Source organism: Bradyrhizobium sp. LCT2, assembly GCF_009931255.1.
GTDB lineage: Bacteria > Pseudomonadota > Alphaproteobacteria > Rhizobiales > Xanthobacteraceae > Bradyrhizobium > Bradyrhizobium diazoefficiens.
The window spans coordinates 582008-596451 of sequence record NZ_CP034432.1 but is presented as its reverse complement, the minus strand read 5'-3'; the positions used below and the strand labels follow the sequence as shown (position 1 = coordinate 596451).

Annotated in this window: 14 protein-coding genes; 9 read left to right on the top strand and 5 right to left on the bottom strand. The window is 65.8% G+C overall.

Features of this window, described 5'->3' with window-relative positions:
- The first annotated feature begins 8 nt into the window (after window positions 1–8).
- The 3 genes from EI171_RS03620 to recQ all read left to right on the top strand — a co-directional run bounded on the left by EI171_RS03620 (window position 9) and on the right by recQ (window position 3955).
- Window positions 9–1010 (top strand): homoserine O-succinyltransferase, encoded by a 1002-nt coding sequence (locus EI171_RS03620; protein ID WP_011083076.1) that lies wholly within the window; start codon window positions 9–11, stop codon window positions 1008–1010.
- Window positions 1011–1110: 100 nt separating this feature from the next.
- Window positions 1111–1854, top strand: a complete 744-nt coding sequence (locus tag EI171_RS03615) for a polysaccharide deacetylase family protein (protein ID WP_038966663.1) — start codon at window positions 1111–1113, stop codon at window positions 1852–1854.
- 235 nt (window positions 1855–2089) lie between these two features.
- Entirely contained in the window at window positions 2090–3955 is a 1866-nt protein-coding gene (gene recQ, locus EI171_RS03610; protein ID WP_161532616.1) for a DNA helicase RecQ, read from the top strand.
- 203 nt (window positions 3956–4158) lie between these two features.
- Here recQ and EI171_RS03605 read toward each other — a convergent pair whose 3' ends face one another.
- Complete coding sequence (locus EI171_RS03605; RefSeq protein WP_011083073.1) at window positions 4159–5172, bottom strand: 1-aminocyclopropane-1-carboxylate deaminase; 1014 nt, start codon at window positions 5170–5172, stop codon at window positions 4159–4161.
- Between the two features lie 163 nt (window positions 5173–5335).
- Between EI171_RS03605 and EI171_RS03600 the strand changes: the two genes are divergently transcribed.
- Window positions 5336–5800 carry an Lrp/AsnC family transcriptional regulator gene (locus EI171_RS03600; protein WP_011083072.1) on the top strand — a complete coding sequence of 155 codons (465 nt, stop codon included), beginning with the start codon at window positions 5336–5338 and terminating at the stop codon, window positions 5798–5800.
- Between the two features lie 6 nt (window positions 5801–5806).
- On the opposite strand, the gene EI171_RS03595 is transcribed toward EI171_RS03600, so the two are convergent.
- From EI171_RS03595 to EI171_RS03585, 3 genes are read right to left on the bottom strand one after another with little or no spacing between them, the layout of a single operon-like run.
- Window positions 5807–7111: a citrate-proton symporter gene (locus EI171_RS03595; RefSeq protein WP_161532615.1), complete on the bottom strand. Its 1305-nt coding sequence runs from the start codon at window positions 7109–7111 to the stop codon at window positions 5807–5809.
- 25 nt (window positions 7112–7136) lie between these two features.
- Window positions 7137–8597 carry an NAD(P)-binding domain-containing protein gene (locus EI171_RS03590; RefSeq protein WP_161532614.1) on the bottom strand — a complete coding sequence of 487 codons (1461 nt, stop codon included), beginning with the start codon at window positions 8595–8597 and terminating at the stop codon, window positions 7137–7139.
- Window positions 8594–9574, bottom strand: a complete 981-nt coding sequence (locus tag EI171_RS03585) for a LysR family transcriptional regulator (RefSeq protein ID WP_161532613.1) — start codon at window positions 9572–9574, stop codon at window positions 8594–8596. Before EI171_RS03585 ends, EI171_RS03590 begins: the two co-directional genes overlap by 4 nt.
- A gap of 86 nt (window positions 9575–9660) precedes the next feature.
- On the opposite strand from EI171_RS03585, the gene EI171_RS03580 reads away from it, so the two are divergent.
- From EI171_RS03580 to EI171_RS03560, 5 genes are all read left to right on the top strand, one after another.
- Window positions 9661–10818 (top strand): PLP-dependent cysteine synthase family protein, encoded by a 1158-nt coding sequence (locus EI171_RS03580; protein ID WP_161532612.1) that lies wholly within the window; start codon window positions 9661–9663, stop codon window positions 10816–10818.
- On the top strand, window positions 10815–11306 hold the full coding sequence (locus EI171_RS03575) for a CMD domain-containing protein (RefSeq protein ID WP_161532611.1): 492 nt from the start codon (window positions 10815–10817) through the stop codon (window positions 11304–11306). The genes EI171_RS03580 and EI171_RS03575 overlap by 4 nt, the downstream gene beginning before the upstream one ends.
- Window positions 11303–11890 carry a peroxidase-related enzyme gene (locus EI171_RS03570; protein WP_161532610.1) on the top strand — a complete coding sequence of 196 codons (588 nt, stop codon included), beginning with the start codon at window positions 11303–11305 and terminating at the stop codon, window positions 11888–11890. Before EI171_RS03575 ends, EI171_RS03570 begins: the two co-directional genes overlap by 4 nt.
- A gap of 109 nt (window positions 11891–11999) precedes the next feature.
- Complete coding sequence (locus tag EI171_RS03565) at window positions 12000–12560, top strand: carboxymuconolactone decarboxylase family protein (RefSeq protein ID WP_161532609.1); 561 nt, start codon at window positions 12000–12002, stop codon at window positions 12558–12560.
- A 537-nt stretch (window positions 12561–13097) separates the two neighbouring features.
- Window positions 13098–13346, top strand: coding sequence for a hypothetical protein (locus tag EI171_RS03560; RefSeq protein WP_161532608.1), 249 nt, complete (start codon window positions 13098–13100; stop codon window positions 13344–13346).
- Between the two features lie 9 nt (window positions 13347–13355).
- Here the strand turns inward: EI171_RS03560 and EI171_RS03555 are convergent, their stop codons facing one another.
- Window positions 13356–14291 carry an alpha/beta hydrolase gene (locus EI171_RS03555; protein ID WP_161532607.1) on the bottom strand — a complete coding sequence of 312 codons (936 nt, stop codon included), beginning with the start codon at window positions 14289–14291 and terminating at the stop codon, window positions 13356–13358.
- Window positions 14292–14444 lie beyond the last annotated feature (153 nt).

Sequence of the window (14444 nt, the reverse complement as noted above, 5' to 3'; positions counted from 1 at the left end):
CGGCCCCGATGACGATCCTGATCGACAGGGATCACGGTATGTCGAGCCCGGCGCTGGTGCCGGCTGAGGGCGATCTGGCGCGCGATCATGCCGGCGCCGAGCTCACCATCGGGCTGATCAACAACATGCCTGATCCGGCGCTGAAGGCGACTGAGCGGCAGTTCATGAAGCTGCTCCAGGCCGCCGCCGGCCCGCGCCGCATCCGCTTCCACTGCTTCTCGCTGCCCTCGGTCAAGCGCTCGCCCGAAGCGAAATGGCACGTCGAGAGCGAATATTCCGATCTCGCGGATCTCAAGCGTCAGCGATTCGACGGGCTGATCGTGACCGGCGCCGAGCCGGTCGCGCCCGAGCTCGACCAGGAGCCGTACTGGCGCGACCTCACCGATCTGGTCGACTGGGCGAGGACCAACACGCGCTCGACGATCTGGTCATGCCTCGCCGCGCACGCCGCGGTGCTGCACCTCGACGGCATCGCGCGGCGACGGCTACCGGCCAAGTGTCACGGCATCTTCGACTGCGAGGCCGTTACGGGTGATCCGCTGACGCATGCCCTGCCTGCGCCGCTCAAGGTTTCGCATTCGCGCCTGAACGAGATCGTCGAGAGCGACCTCGAGCAGGCCGGTTATCAGGTCTTGACCCGCTCGGCACTGGCTGGTGTCGACGTCTTCGTCCGCCAATATGCCAGCCGCTTCGTGTTCTTCCAGGGCCACCCCGAATATGACGCATTGTCGCTCCAGCGCGAATATCTGCGCGACGTCGGCCGCTACCTCGTGCGCGAGCGTGACAATTATCCGCACCTGCCGGTGAGCTATTTTGACGCAGCGACGGAAGAGAAGCTTGTGCGCTTCGAGAAGCAGGCGAGGCACCAGCGCCATCCAGCGCTCAGCAACGAGCTTCCCGCGCTGAATTTGCGCGCCGATATCGCCGCCGGCAGCGCGGCGGCGGCGCTATTCCGTAACTGGCTGCAATATCTCGGCGCGGACGCCGATGCGTCGGTCCTTGCGCGCTAGGTCGGGACGCTTCACGTTAGGACTAACGAAGTGTGAAGCTTGCTTCCGGCAGCGTACGAATGCTTCACTGAAGGGGGCGGGGCAAACAGGAAATGCGGTCGTGTGGTCGGCACTCCAGGGACGCGTGAGCAATCGGCTGGCCCGGCATTTCCGTGCCGCGCCGCACCGGCTGCCCGCGCACGCGCCGATGGTGAGCTTCACCTTCGACGATGCCCCCGATAGTGCCGCCGGCGAGGGTGCTTCGCTTCTCGAAGCGCATGGTGGCCGCGGCACCTACTACATCGCTGGCAGCCTGATTGGCCGGCCGTCGGATCATTGGCATGGGCTGTCGAACGACGCGATCGTGCGGCTTCACCATGCCGGCCACGAGATCGCCTGCCATACCTTTTCGCATCAGAGCGCGGTCAATCTCGGCGAGGCCGCCATGACCCGCGAGATCGAACGAAACCGCAGCCATCTCCGCGAAATCGATTCCTCGATCGCGCTGGAGAATTTCGCCTATCCGTACGGCCTCGCCTCGGTCTGGCGCAAGCCGCAGCTCGCGAGAACCTTCCGCTCGGCGCGCGGCATTCTGCCCGGCGTCAATCGCGATGTCATCGACCTCCAGTTCCTGCGCGCCTCGCCGTTGGTCGATTGCGAGATCGATAGGGCGGGCGTCGATCGCTATTTCGACGAGGCGGTCGCAAGCGGCGGATGGCTCATCTTCTACGGCCATGACGTCGTGAACGCGCCGAGCCCCTATGGCTGCACGCCGCACCTGATGCGCCATGCGCTGGAGGCGGCCGGCAAGCGCGACATGCCGATCGTAACCGTCGCGGAGGCGCTGCGACGAATCGGGGCGTAGCTCTCTTACCTCGCCCCGCTTGCGGGGAGAGGTCGGATCGCTCTTGCGATCCGGGTGAGGGGGTACAGGTCCCGCAACAGTCTCATCCGTGGAAAGAGGCCCCTCACCCCAACTCTCTCCCCGTAAGAGCGGGGAGAGGGAGAAGAAGCAGCGGCGCAAGCGTCAAATCGTCTTGCCACGCCCGCGCAGCCATGCGACTGGCCTTGTGACGAATCCCACGGCCTCCGACACACCCATGAACGTCCCTTCCACTGCTCCGCTGCCCGCGCCGGCCAACGGCCGCGACGCGCTGTCGGTGCTGCATTCGGTGTTCGGCCTGCCGGGGTTCCGCGGCGCGCAGGGCGAGATCATCCGGCATGTCACCGATGGCGGCAATTGCCTCGTGTTGATGCCGACCGGCGGCGGCAAGTCGCTGTGCTACCAGCTGCCGTCGTTGCTGCGCGAAGGCTGCGGCATCGTGGTCTCGCCCTTGATTGCGCTGATGCGCGACCAGGTTGCCGGCCTGCTCGAGGCCGGGGTCAACGCCGCCGCGCTGAACTCGTCGCTGACGCCGCAGGAGGCCTCCGACATCGAGCGCCGCCTGATCGCGGGCGATCTCGACCTGCTCTATGTCGCGCCGGAACGACTGGTGACGCCGCGCTGCCTGTCGATGCTGGCGCAGGCCAAGGTGGCGCTGTTCGCGATCGACGAGGCGCACTGCGTCTCGCAATGGGGCCACGACTTCCGCCCCGAATATGTCGGCCTCTCCATCATCGCCGAGCGCTTTCCCGAGGTGCCGCGCATCGCGCTGACCGCGACCGCCGACGAATTGACGCGGAAGGAGATCGTTGAACGGCTCAAGCTTGGGGGCAGTCCGCAATTCGTCTCGAGCTTCGACCGCCCCAATATCCGTTACGAGATCGTCGACAAGCGCAATGCGGTGTCGCAGCTCAAGGAGTTCATCCGGGAGCGCCATGCGGGTGACGCCGGCGTGGTCTACTGCCTGTCGCGCAACCGGGTCGAGGAGGTCGCCGCCGCGCTCGATGATGCCGGCATCGCCGCGCTGCCCTATCACGCCGGGCTCGACAGTAGCGTGCGCTCGCGCAACCAGGACCGCTTCCTCAACGAGGACGGCATCGTCATCGTGGCGACCATCGCCTTCGGCATGGGCATCGACAAGCCCGACGTGCGCTTCGTCGCGCATCTCGATCTGCCCAAGAGCATCGAGGCCTATTACCAGGAGACGGGACGCGCCGGCCGCGATGGCAAGCCGTCCGCGGCATGGATGGCCTACGGCCTCTCCGACATCGTGCAGCAACGCCGCATGATCGACGAGTCCAGCGGTTCCGACGATTTCAAGCGCGTGTCGATCGGCAAGCTCGACGCGCTGGTCGGGCTCGCCGAGACCGCGCAGTGCCGGCGCAGGCGGCTGCTCGCCTATTTCGGCGAGATCGTGCACGGTGAAACCTGCGGTAATTGCGACAACTGCCTGACGCCGCCGAAGATGCGCGACGGCAAGGTGCTGGCGCAAAAGCTCTTGTCCTGCGTCTATCGTACCGGCCAGCGTTTCGGCGCGATGCACCTGATCGACGTGCTGATCGGTCGCCTGACCGAGAAGGTCACGCAGTTCGGCCACGACAAGCTGTCGGTATTCGGCATCGGGCGCGAGCTCAACGAAAAGCAGTGGCGCACGGTGCTGCGGCAGCTCGTGGCGATGGGCCATTTGCAGAGCGACAGCGAAGCTTATGGCGCACTGAAGCTGACGGAGGCCGCGCGCGGCGTGCTACGCGGCGAGACAGAGGTGTGGCTGCGTGAGGAGGCGCCCGGCACCCGCGCCCGTTCCAGCCGCGCAAAATCCCGCCGCGGCGATCTTGCGCCTGCCGCCAGCGCCCCGCAAGGCGATGTCGATCCCGAATTGCGCGCGCGGCTCCGGTCCTGGCGTTCGGAGATCGCGCGCGAGCGCGGCGTGCCGGCCTATGTCGTGCTGCACGACGCCACCATTGACGGCATCGTGCGGGCCTGGCCGACCACGCTGGACGAACTCCGCAACGTGCCCGGCATCGGCGACAAGAAGCTCGAGCATTATGGCGACGAGCTGCTGCAGATCGTGCGGACGCGGTAGGGGTGAGCTAATATCTCCACCGTCATCCCGGACAAGCGCGCCCAAAGCGCGCGCAGATCCGGGATCCATAACCACAGGCCGTGGGAAACGGCACGCCGACAGCCTCAGTGTGTTTCAACAATTGGCAGTCGGGGTAATGGGTCCTGGCTTTCGCCAGGACGAGACCAGCGAGGAGGCGCGCGCCGTCTTACGGCACCGACGCACTAGCCGTTCCGGAACGCGTAGCCGTAGCCGTTGAGCGCCGGGGCACCGCCGAGATGCGCGTAGAGGACCTTCGCGCCCTTCTCGAAATAGCCTTTCTGCGTGAGGTCGATCAGGCCCTGCATCGACTTGCCCTCGTAGACGGGGTCGGTGATCATGGCTTCGAGACGCGCGGTGAGGCGGATCGCCTCCTTGGTCTCTTCCGACGGCACGCCATAGGCGGGATAGGCGTAGTCCTCGATCAGCACGACGTCGTCTGCGACGATGTCCTTGCCGAGCTCGACGAGCTTGGCCGTGTTCTGGGCGATCGAGAGCACCTGCGCCTTGGTCTGCGCCGGGGTGAACGACCCGTCGATGCCGATCACCTTTCGCGCGCGGCCGTCGGCGGCGAAGCCGACCAGCATGCCGGCATGGGTCGAGCCGGTGACGGTGCAGACCACGATGTAGTCGAACTTGAAGCCGAGCTCGGCTTCCTGCTTACGCACTTCCTCGGCGAAGCCGACATAGCCGAGCCCGCCATATTTGTGCACGGAGGCGCCGGCGGGAATCGCGTAAGGCTTGCCGCCCGCGGCCTTCACTTCCTCGATCGCCTGCTCCCAGCTCTTGCGGATGCCGATGTCGAAGCCGTCGTCGACCAGGCGCACGTCGGCGCCCATGATGCGCGAGAGCATGATGTTGCCGACGCGGTCGTAGACGGCGTCCTCGTGCGGCACCCAGGCTTCCTGCACCAGGCGGCACTTCATGCCGATCTTGGCGGCGACGGCGGCGATCATGCGGGTGTGGTTGGACTGCACGCCGCCGATCGAGACCAGCGTGTCGGCGTTCGAGGCGATCGCGTCCGGGATGATGTATTCGAGCTTGCGCAGCTTGTTGCCGCCATAGGCGAGGCCGGAATTGCAGTCCTCGCGCTTGGCATAGATCTCGACATTGCCGCCGAGATGTTTCGACAGCCGCTCCAGCTTCTCGATGGGCGTCGGGCCGAAGGTCAGCGGATAGCGCGCGAATTTTTCCAGCATGGTCAGGTCATCTCGATTGGTGTTGAGCTGGCCGCAGCGACTAGCATATGTGGTAAGGAATGTGCTCTCGAATGCTGCACCGATATTGCATGATATCTTGCGAAGATTGGCATTTTGACTAATATTTCTTTCAGAAAATCATCCAGCATCGGAAGCTTCTTCCATGCCGCTTCGGCTCGATCGAACCGACCTTAAGATATTGAGATTGCTTCAAAATAACGGCCGGCTCAGCAATGCCGAGCTGGCCGAAACCGTTGCGATCAGCCCCGCCACCTGCCATCGCCGCACGCAGCGCCTGTTCGAGGACGGCTTCATCGCTGCCGTCCGCGCCATGATCGCGCCGAAGAAGGTGGCGAAGGGGACGCTGGTCATGGTCGGCGTCGTGCTGGACCGTTCGACGCCGGAAAGCTTTGCCATCTTCGAGCAGGCGATCGCAAAACTGAAATTCGTGCTCGACTGCCACCTCGTCGCCGGCGACTTCGACTATTTCCTCAAGATCCGCGTCGGCGACATGGAGGATTTCAACCGCATCCATGGCGAACAGCTCATCGCGCTGCCGGGGGTGCGCCAGACCCGCACCTTCTTCGTGATGAAAGAGGTCGTCGACAACGCGCCGCTGGAGTTTTGAGCGGCTTCACGATGCCTGTTCGACGACGCCGTCCGGGACCTGCTCCCGCTCGGCGTCCTCCGGCCGCATCGCGATCACCGCGATCAGCCCGAGGCCGACGCCGATCATGACATAGAAGATCGGCGCCAGCGGGGAGCCGGTGAGCGCGATCAGCCAGGTCACGAAGAACTGGGCAAAGCCGCCGAACACCAGCACCGCGACATTGTTGACGATCGCGAGCGCGGTCGAGCGGACGCGGATCGGGAACAGCTCGACCAGCGTGGTGCAGTAGACGCCGAGGAAGAAGGCGCTGAAGAAGCCGATGACGATTTGGGCGACCAGGAGCCTTGCGATCGACGGCTCGGAGATCACCCAGGCATAGAGCGGGTAGAGCGAGACGAAATAGCCGATCAGCGAGACCAGCAACAGCGGCCGGCGCGGATAGCGGTCGGAGACGGCGCCCGCGATCGGCACGACGATCACCATCACGATTGCCGCGATCATCTGCACCAGGAAGCTCTGCATCAGCGGCAGCTTCAGCACCTCCTTGGCGTAGGTCACGGTGTAGCCGAAGGTGACGTAGAACGACACGGCGCTCGCCACCACCATGCCCATGCCGATCAGGAAATTGCGGCCGGGATTCTTCAGCGCGGCGATGAAGTTGTCCTTGTGCACCGTCGCCATGCTGCGCCGGGAAGCTTCGGGCTCGATGACGCTGGCGCGCATATAGAGCAGGATCGGAACGATCACGAGGCCGACGAAGAAGGGAATGCGCCACGCGCCGGCGGCAAGCTGCTCCTGCGTGAACGCCAGCGTCAGTGCGGCGCCCAACACTGCGCCGAGCACGTTGGCCATGAGCTGGCCGGCGATCTGCCACGAGCCATAGAAGCCGGTGCGGCCGGGAGGCGCCGCTTCGATCAGATAGGCGGTCGAGGTGCCGAACTCGCCGCCGACCGAAAAGCCCTGCAACAGCCGCGCCAGCAGCACGATCAGCGGCGCCGCAATGCCGGCCGTGGCGTAGGTCGGCGTCAACGCCAACAGCGCGACCGACACAGCCATGATGCCCATGCCGAGCGTCATCGCCGCCTTCCGCCCCTTGCGATCGCCGAAATAGCCGAGCACGAGGCCGCCGATCGGCCGCATGAAGAAGCCGGTGCCGAACAGCGCGGTGGTCAGCAGCAGTGCGTTGATCTCACTGCCCGGAATTTTCGGGTCGACCGGGAAGAACAGGTTCTTGATGACCGGTGTCATCAGGGCGAACACCGTGAAGTCGTACCACTCCAGGGCATTGCCGGCGATCGCGGCTGCGATGGCTTTCCTGTTCGTCTGCATCTCTCGCTTGCCTGTCCGGTTGCGCCTATTCGGCGGGTTGATGGGTGACGTCGGCATCCTGCCATTCGTCGCCGGCGAGTTCCGGCGTGGCGAAGGCCTTGAGGTTGGCGAAATGAATCTCGCGATCCTCGACGAACAGGCGACGGACGATGCCGCGCGCGAGCCGGTCGGCGCCTTCGCTGATCGCGGGGATATCGCCGGAGAGCTTTCCGTGGCTCAGCGTCGCCGGATAGTTGAAGCAATGCAGCCGCGCCAACATGGGGCAGGCGCCGGGCTCTTTCTCCAGGAACTGGAAGCTGCCGCCGAGGTCTGGCGAGTTCTCCAGCTCGGCATTGTCCATGCCGTCAGGTGCCGGGAAGCGGTCGCACCAGAACCGGATATGCGGCGCGAACTCGGCGAGCTCGTCGCGCAACGCGAGGTCGACCTTGAAGCCCGTGCCGAAGATGATGAAATCGGTCGCGTAGCGGCCCTTCGGCGTCGTTACCGTGAGATGGTCTCCCGCGACGGCGAGATCATCGATCGGGCTTGCGAGATGGAAATGCGCCTGCGGATAGGCGGAGACCCGCAGTACGCTTTGACGCGGCGGCGGCGTCTGCGCCTTCAGCGTGTGATCGAGGAAACGCCATTTCCAGTCATCCGACAGGCCGGCAAAGCCGTGGACGACGCCCTGGCTGCCGATGCCGGTGAACTTGTTGACGCGCGGGATGTCCGCGCGCCGAATGAAGAGGTCGAGCCGCGCTGCGCCCGCCTCCAGCGCCATCGCTGCGTTGTCCATCGCGGATGCGCCCGCGCCGACGACGGCAACACGCCTGCCGCGAAGTCTCTCGAAGTCGATAGGGGCGGACGAATGCGCCCAGAAACGTCGGTCGATGCCGTCGCAGAGCGACGGCACGTAAGCACCGCCGAGGCCGTCGCGCCCCGTCGCCAGCACGACATGGCGCGCGAGAATCTGTCGCGACGTGCCGCCCTCGCTGATGTCGAGCGCGAACAATTCATCGGTGCGCGCGTGGATTCGCTCGACCGAAACCCCGTTGCGGACCGGCAGGTCCAGCACCTTGCGGTACCAGATCAGGTAATCCATCCACATCGTGCGCGGCGCGCGGTCGAGCGCCTGCCAGGCCTGCCTGCCATATTGCGCCTCGTAGAAGGCGCGGAAGGTCAGCGCCGGCATGCCCATCGCAGGTCCGGTCAATTCCTTGGGCGAGCGCAGCGTCCGCATCCGGGCGAACGTGACCCAGGGGCCTTCCTCGCCGGCGCGTGCACGGTCGAGCACGAGCTGGTTGTCGACGCCGAGACGCCTGAGCATGGCGGAGGCGACGAGGCCGGCCATGCCGGCGCCGACGATGACGACGTCGACGACGCTCTCGCCATCGACGAGGCGGCGCGGCACCCACGATTTGGCCGGCAGTTCGAGCCAGGCCAGATCCTGCTTCAGGCGCGCTTCAAGCGCCGCGAGGCCCGCCGCGTCAGGTGTCATCGTCGTCATGAGGGAGCTTTCTCGAATTCACTGGTTTCGTCGCCGGCCTCGGCCAGCGCGGCGGCGCCGCTATGCAGTTTTGCGCCGGGCATCAGCGCGACCGCGGCGCGCAGTGCGTCGTTGAGCGCGGCAACCGTCGGCGTCAGCTCGCGCCCGGTAGGCGCAATCGCGGCGAACAGGAAGGGAATGGACACGTCCAGGCGCCGGGTGACGACGCCCTCCACCGGCAGGCTGGAGGTCAGCACCGGCTCAACCACGGCGATGCCGAGCGACTGCTTGGTCATGGCGATCGCCGTCAGCGAAGCGTTGGTGTCGATGACCTCAGCGGGCACGACACCCTCACGCTCCAGCGCTTCCTCCACGCGGCGGCGAAGCCGGTAGGGGTTGGCCATCGTCAGCAGCCGGACGCCGGCGAGATCCCTCAGGCGAATGACCTTCTTCTTCGCCAGCGGATGATCCATCGCGAGGCACGCGACGCACGGCACCTCGCAGACCCACTGCACGTCGAGCCCGGGATGCTGGATCGGCAGGCTCGCAAGGCCGAAATCGACCGACTGCGACAGCACCGATTGCACGACGTTCTCGGCCGAGAGCGCCTGCACGTGGACCTGACTTGGCAGCAACTCGCGTTCGAGCGCTGCGAGCGCGGCCGGGACGAAGCCGGCCGCCAGCGCCGGGATTGCCGCCAGGCTGAGCACGGGAAGCGCACCGGCGCCGATCGCGTTGGCGCGCTGGCGGATGTGCTTCAAGCCCATCAGCAGCCGCTCGACCTCGGCATGAAACAGCACGCCCTTTGGCGTCGGGCTGATGCGCGGGCCGTTCCGGGTGAACAGGAGATAGCCGACGTCAGCCTCGAGATCCTGGATCTGACGCGTCACGACTGGCTGCGATCGGCCGAGCAGCCGCGCCGCGCCGGTGATGCTGCCGGCCGACATCACGGCGGCGAAGGCCTCGAGAAGGCGGATATCGATAACGTCCTGGTTCATGGCCATGTCGCCCGCATTATGTGAATATAGAATGAACAATATTTCTTGATGTGCAAGAGGTATTATGAGAGCATGAGGTCATGCCGATGGAGCCAACCCCCTTTCGCCACCACAATCCGGCCGGGCCGGTCTACCGGCGCGGCTGGGTCGACGAGGCTGTAGCTGCGATCGAGGCCGACCAGTGCCGCACGGCCGACACGCATCTGATCCGGCTGATCGTGCCGGTGCTATCAGGCATCGATATCTATCTGAAGGACGAGTCCACGCATCCGACCGGCAGCCTGAAGCATCGGCTGGCGCGCTCGCTGTTCCTCTACGCGCTCTGCAATGGCCACATCCGCGAAGGCACGCCCGTGGTCGAGGCCTCGTCGGGATCGACCGCGGTGTCGGAAGCCTATTTCGCGCAGATGATCGGCGTGCCCTTCTACGCCGTGATGCCGCGCACGACGTCGGCGGAGAAGATCGCTGCGATCGAGCATTATGGCGGCAATTGCCATCTGATCGACGACGGCCGCGCGCTGTATGCCGAGGCCGCCGCGCTCGCCACCCGCCTGAACGGCCACTACATGGACCAGTTCACCTTCGCCGAGCGCGCCACCGACTGGCGCGGCAACAACAACATCGCCGAATCGATCTTCACGCAATTGCAGGGCGAGCCGCGCCCGCTGCCGGACTGGATCGTGATGGGCGCCGGCACCGGCGGCACCTCGGCCACCATCGGACGCTACTTGCGCTACCGCCAATATCCGACGCGGCTGTGCGTCGCCGATGTCGAGCATTCCGCCTTCTTCGATTGCTTCCGCACGCAGGACCGCTCCCACGTTTGCGAACGGCCCTCGCTGATCGAGGGCGTCGGCCGGCCGCGCTGCGAACCGTCCTTCGTGCCTGGCGTTGTCGACCGCATGATGAAAATCCCGGACGTAGCAACGATTGCGGCGATGAATGTACTGTCGCGCCGGCTGCGCCGATCCGTCGGCGGTTCCACCGGCACCAACTTCCTGGCGCTGTGCCGCATTGCCTCGGAGATGCGCAGCGCCGGCCAAACCGGATCGCTGGTCACGCTGATCTGCGATTCCGGCGAACGCTATCGGCAGACCTACTATGACCCCGCATGGCTGAAAGCACGCGGCCTCGATCCAGCGCCGTTCGAGACTGCCCTGTCGTCGTTCCTGGATACGGCGCAGCCGCTGGCGCTCGCCGTCGAGGATGTTGTCAATCCACAGAGCCCGCGGAGTGTTGCTTGACCACGCTGATCGAAACCATTGCCGGCGTGCGCGCGGCGTCACGGCTCGGCCAGGCTCTGAACGCCCGCGCCGAGATTTTGCGCCTCAGCGAAGCCGCCCATGACGCGGTGCTGCTGCCGCACGAGCCCGGCGGCCTGAGCCACGGCTTGCGGGCGGCGCTCGCGGCGCGGATGTGCCGGCACGTCGGCGACGAGGCGCTGACCGCGCATTACGACTCCTATCTGGCGCATGCGAGCGATCTCGACCTGGCCGCTCTGGCACGGCCCGGCGGCCTGTGTGGCGATTCCCTGCACGACGCCATGGCCCGCCATGCCGACCTGCTGACGCTGTCGCCGCGCGAGGCGACGCGACAGGACATTGCGGCGCTGAAGACGGCTGGCGTCAGCGAGGCCGATATCGTGCGGCTGTCCGAGCTTGCCGCCTTCGTGAACTACCAGCTGCGGGTCTTGGCCGGCCTCAGGCTCCTGAAAGAGGTCGAAGCCCGATGAGCGAGGTCGTCCACAACTTCACCGCCACGATCCCGACCTGGTCGCCCTATGTCACGCCTGTCGAGCTCGCCTCGGCGACGTCAGAGCAGCTCGCGGCGATGAAGGTCACGCCCTCCAACAAGGGCGTCTCGCCTTACGTGCTGACGCTGGCGCATGACCCTGAATCGCTCGCGGTGCGCTCGCCGCTGTTCAACCTCATCATGTACGGCAAGGACGGCTTGTCCCCGGCCGAGCGTGAGCTCGGCGCGCTGAGTGCCTCGGTCGTCAACCGCTGCATCTATTGCGCCGCCGTGCACGCCTCACGCTTCATCAGCTACTCCGGGCGCAACGACGTCGTCGAGGAAATCTTTGCCGACGAGCGCGATGCCACGCTGGAGGCGCGCCAGCAGGCACTGTTCAATTTCGCTACAAAGCTCTCGACGACGCCGATCGAAGCTACCGCAGAGGACGCGCGTGCACTCGGCGAGGCCGGGCTGAGCGAGCTCGAGCAGCTCGACCTGGTGCTGTCGGCCGCGATCTTCGGCTGGGCCAACCGGCTGATGCATACGCTGGGCGAGCCGCTGGCGCGCCCGGAGGCGCCGTAACCGGCGTCTCCCTGCTATTTGCAAAATTGCACGATCGTCACGGCAACTTCACTTGCGATGCGCGCACATGCGGGCGACCGTCTCCGCTTCTCAACGAGAAGATCCCACCGTGCGCCTTTCCATTCTCGATCCGAAAGATCTGACCGACGAACAGAAGCCGCTCTATGACGACATGCGGGCCGGCATCAAGGACCACTTCAAGGGCTTTGTGAACATGCGCGACGATGGCGCGCTGCTCGGACCCTGGAATCCCTGGGTCCGCGAGCCGCGCTTCGGCAAGCCGGTGTGGGAGCTGGTCAAGGCGATTGCGTCGAACCCGCTGCTGCCGGCCTCGGTGCGCGAGGTCGCGATCCTCGTCACCGGCTCGCATTTCCGCTCCGGCTACGAGCTCTATGCTCATGTGCTGGTGGCCGAGCAGCGCGGCCTCTCCGACGAGAAGCTCGCGACCATCGTGGCCGGGCAACGGCCGGTGGATCTGACCAAGCAGGAGGCGGTCGCCTACGACGTCGCATCGGCGCTGGTGAGCGGCGGCGTGCTGCCGGAATTGACCTGGCGCGCCGCGGTCAAGGAGTTCGGCGAGCATGGCGCGGCCGAGCTGTCCTATCTCGTCGGCGTCTATTGCATGGTCTCGGTCACGCTCAACACCTTCGACGTGCCGGTGCCGGAGTAGAAGCGCCTTGTTCTGTTCGAGCATGATCTTTTCGGAAAACCGCTGCACACTTTTCCGGATCATGCTCTAATTGCGCACGGTGTAGAGCGGCGTCCGCAGCGTCAGCTGGTAGGACGGTTTCGGCATCCATGCGATCTGCGCGGTGATGCCGAACAGGCGGTTGTCGTTTTTCGCAGCAGGCAGTCCGCTCGGCAGCGTCGCGCCCTGTCGTACCGCCAGGGCTTCGAACGCGGCCGACAGGGAGGTGTTGCCGAAGCCGAGCCCGAGCGTGCCCGCGGGAATCGTCGCGCAAGTCGTGCGCAGGTCGAGATAGATGTCCGAACGGTCGGCTTCGCGATGGGCTGTGACAGGACACGTGACGATCCGACGCGTGGCGACTTGATGACGGAACCGTTGTTAGATGGAACGTGATCACACCTGTGGTCAAGCGCTGTCCGCAAGCGATGGACTGCTCGGATATGCGCGGGTACCCTGCGGTGATCGCGTTGACATACTCGCCGGCCAGAGTGCAGGCCGGACAATGGAGGGACGACAGTCATGAACACGTCACGCCGCATCCTGCTCACTGGTCTGGCAGGCCTCGCTGTCGCTCCGACCGCCGTGGCCGCCGCCGTTCCGTCGGCCGAACCTGGCGACGTGACGGTCGCCGAAGAGCGCTTCGCGCGCACGATCGCGGCCGCGCATGCCCCCGATGTCACCTGCGCGCGGCAGGCCGAACGCTATGCGGATGCGCATTGGCCCGAATATGTTGCGGCAGCCAGAGCCGTGCTGGACGCGCGCGTGTGATTCGCGCTTTTACTTCTCCACCGCCCGCCGCACCTGTTCGCCGATCTGCGACAGCACGAGCTGTGCCTGCGGCAGGATCGCGCCCATAGCGTGGAAATTGTGGACCATGCCGTCATGGCAGACGTGCTCGACGGTGACGCCGGCGGCGAGAAGCTTGCGCGCATAGGCATTGCCTTCGTCGCGCATCGGGTCGAACTCGGCGGTGTGGATGATCGCGGTCGGCAGGCCCGCAAGGCGTGTGGCGCGCAGGGGTGAGATGCGGGGATCGGCGGCATCGATGCCGCCGGGCAGATAGTCGGCGAGATCGGCTTCGATCGTGATGCGATCGATCAGATGGCCCTCGGCGAACGCCTCGCGCGAAGGCGAGGTCTCCTCGAAATCCAGCACCGGGCAGATCAGGCATTGCGCGACGATGGATAGGCCGGCGTTCTGCAGCGCTTCCTGGCACACGATCGCGGCGAGCGTCGCGCCGGCGGAATCGCCGCCAACCACGAGGCGTCCGGCGTCGATGCCGAGGGACGACGCTTCGCGCGCGACCCATTCGGTGGCGGCGATCGCATCGTCCACCGCGGCGGGAAATTTGTGCTCCGGCGCGAGGCGGTAATCGACCGAGACCAGGCGGCAGCCGGTGGCATGCGCAAGTGCCGCCGCGATGCGGTCGTGCGTGGCGACGCTGCCGGCGACGAGCCCGCCGCCATGAAAGAACACGAAGCCCGGCGCGCGCTCAGCGGCGGTTGCGGGCGAATACAGCCGATAGGGAAGCTCTCCGCCGGGGCCGGGCAGCGTGCCGTCGGAGACGGTCACGTCAGGCGCGTCAGTGCGCGCGAACTGCATCAGTTTCGCCAGCGACTGCCGCCGCGCCTCGACGCTCGGCCGGTTTCGCACCTGCGGCCCGGCCGCAGCCATCATGGTCAACAAACGCTTTGCGAGCGGATCGAGCGGCATGGAGGACTCCGTAACGTGGACGGCATTATATCCGGTTTGCTCCCCAATGTTATTTCACCGCGATGCTCACCCTCCGTCCAGGGGCCCCTCCAGGGGAGGGGGGTCATTCCCCGCAGGGAATCATTTAGAAATTGCCCCCAATAGTCGTGCCAT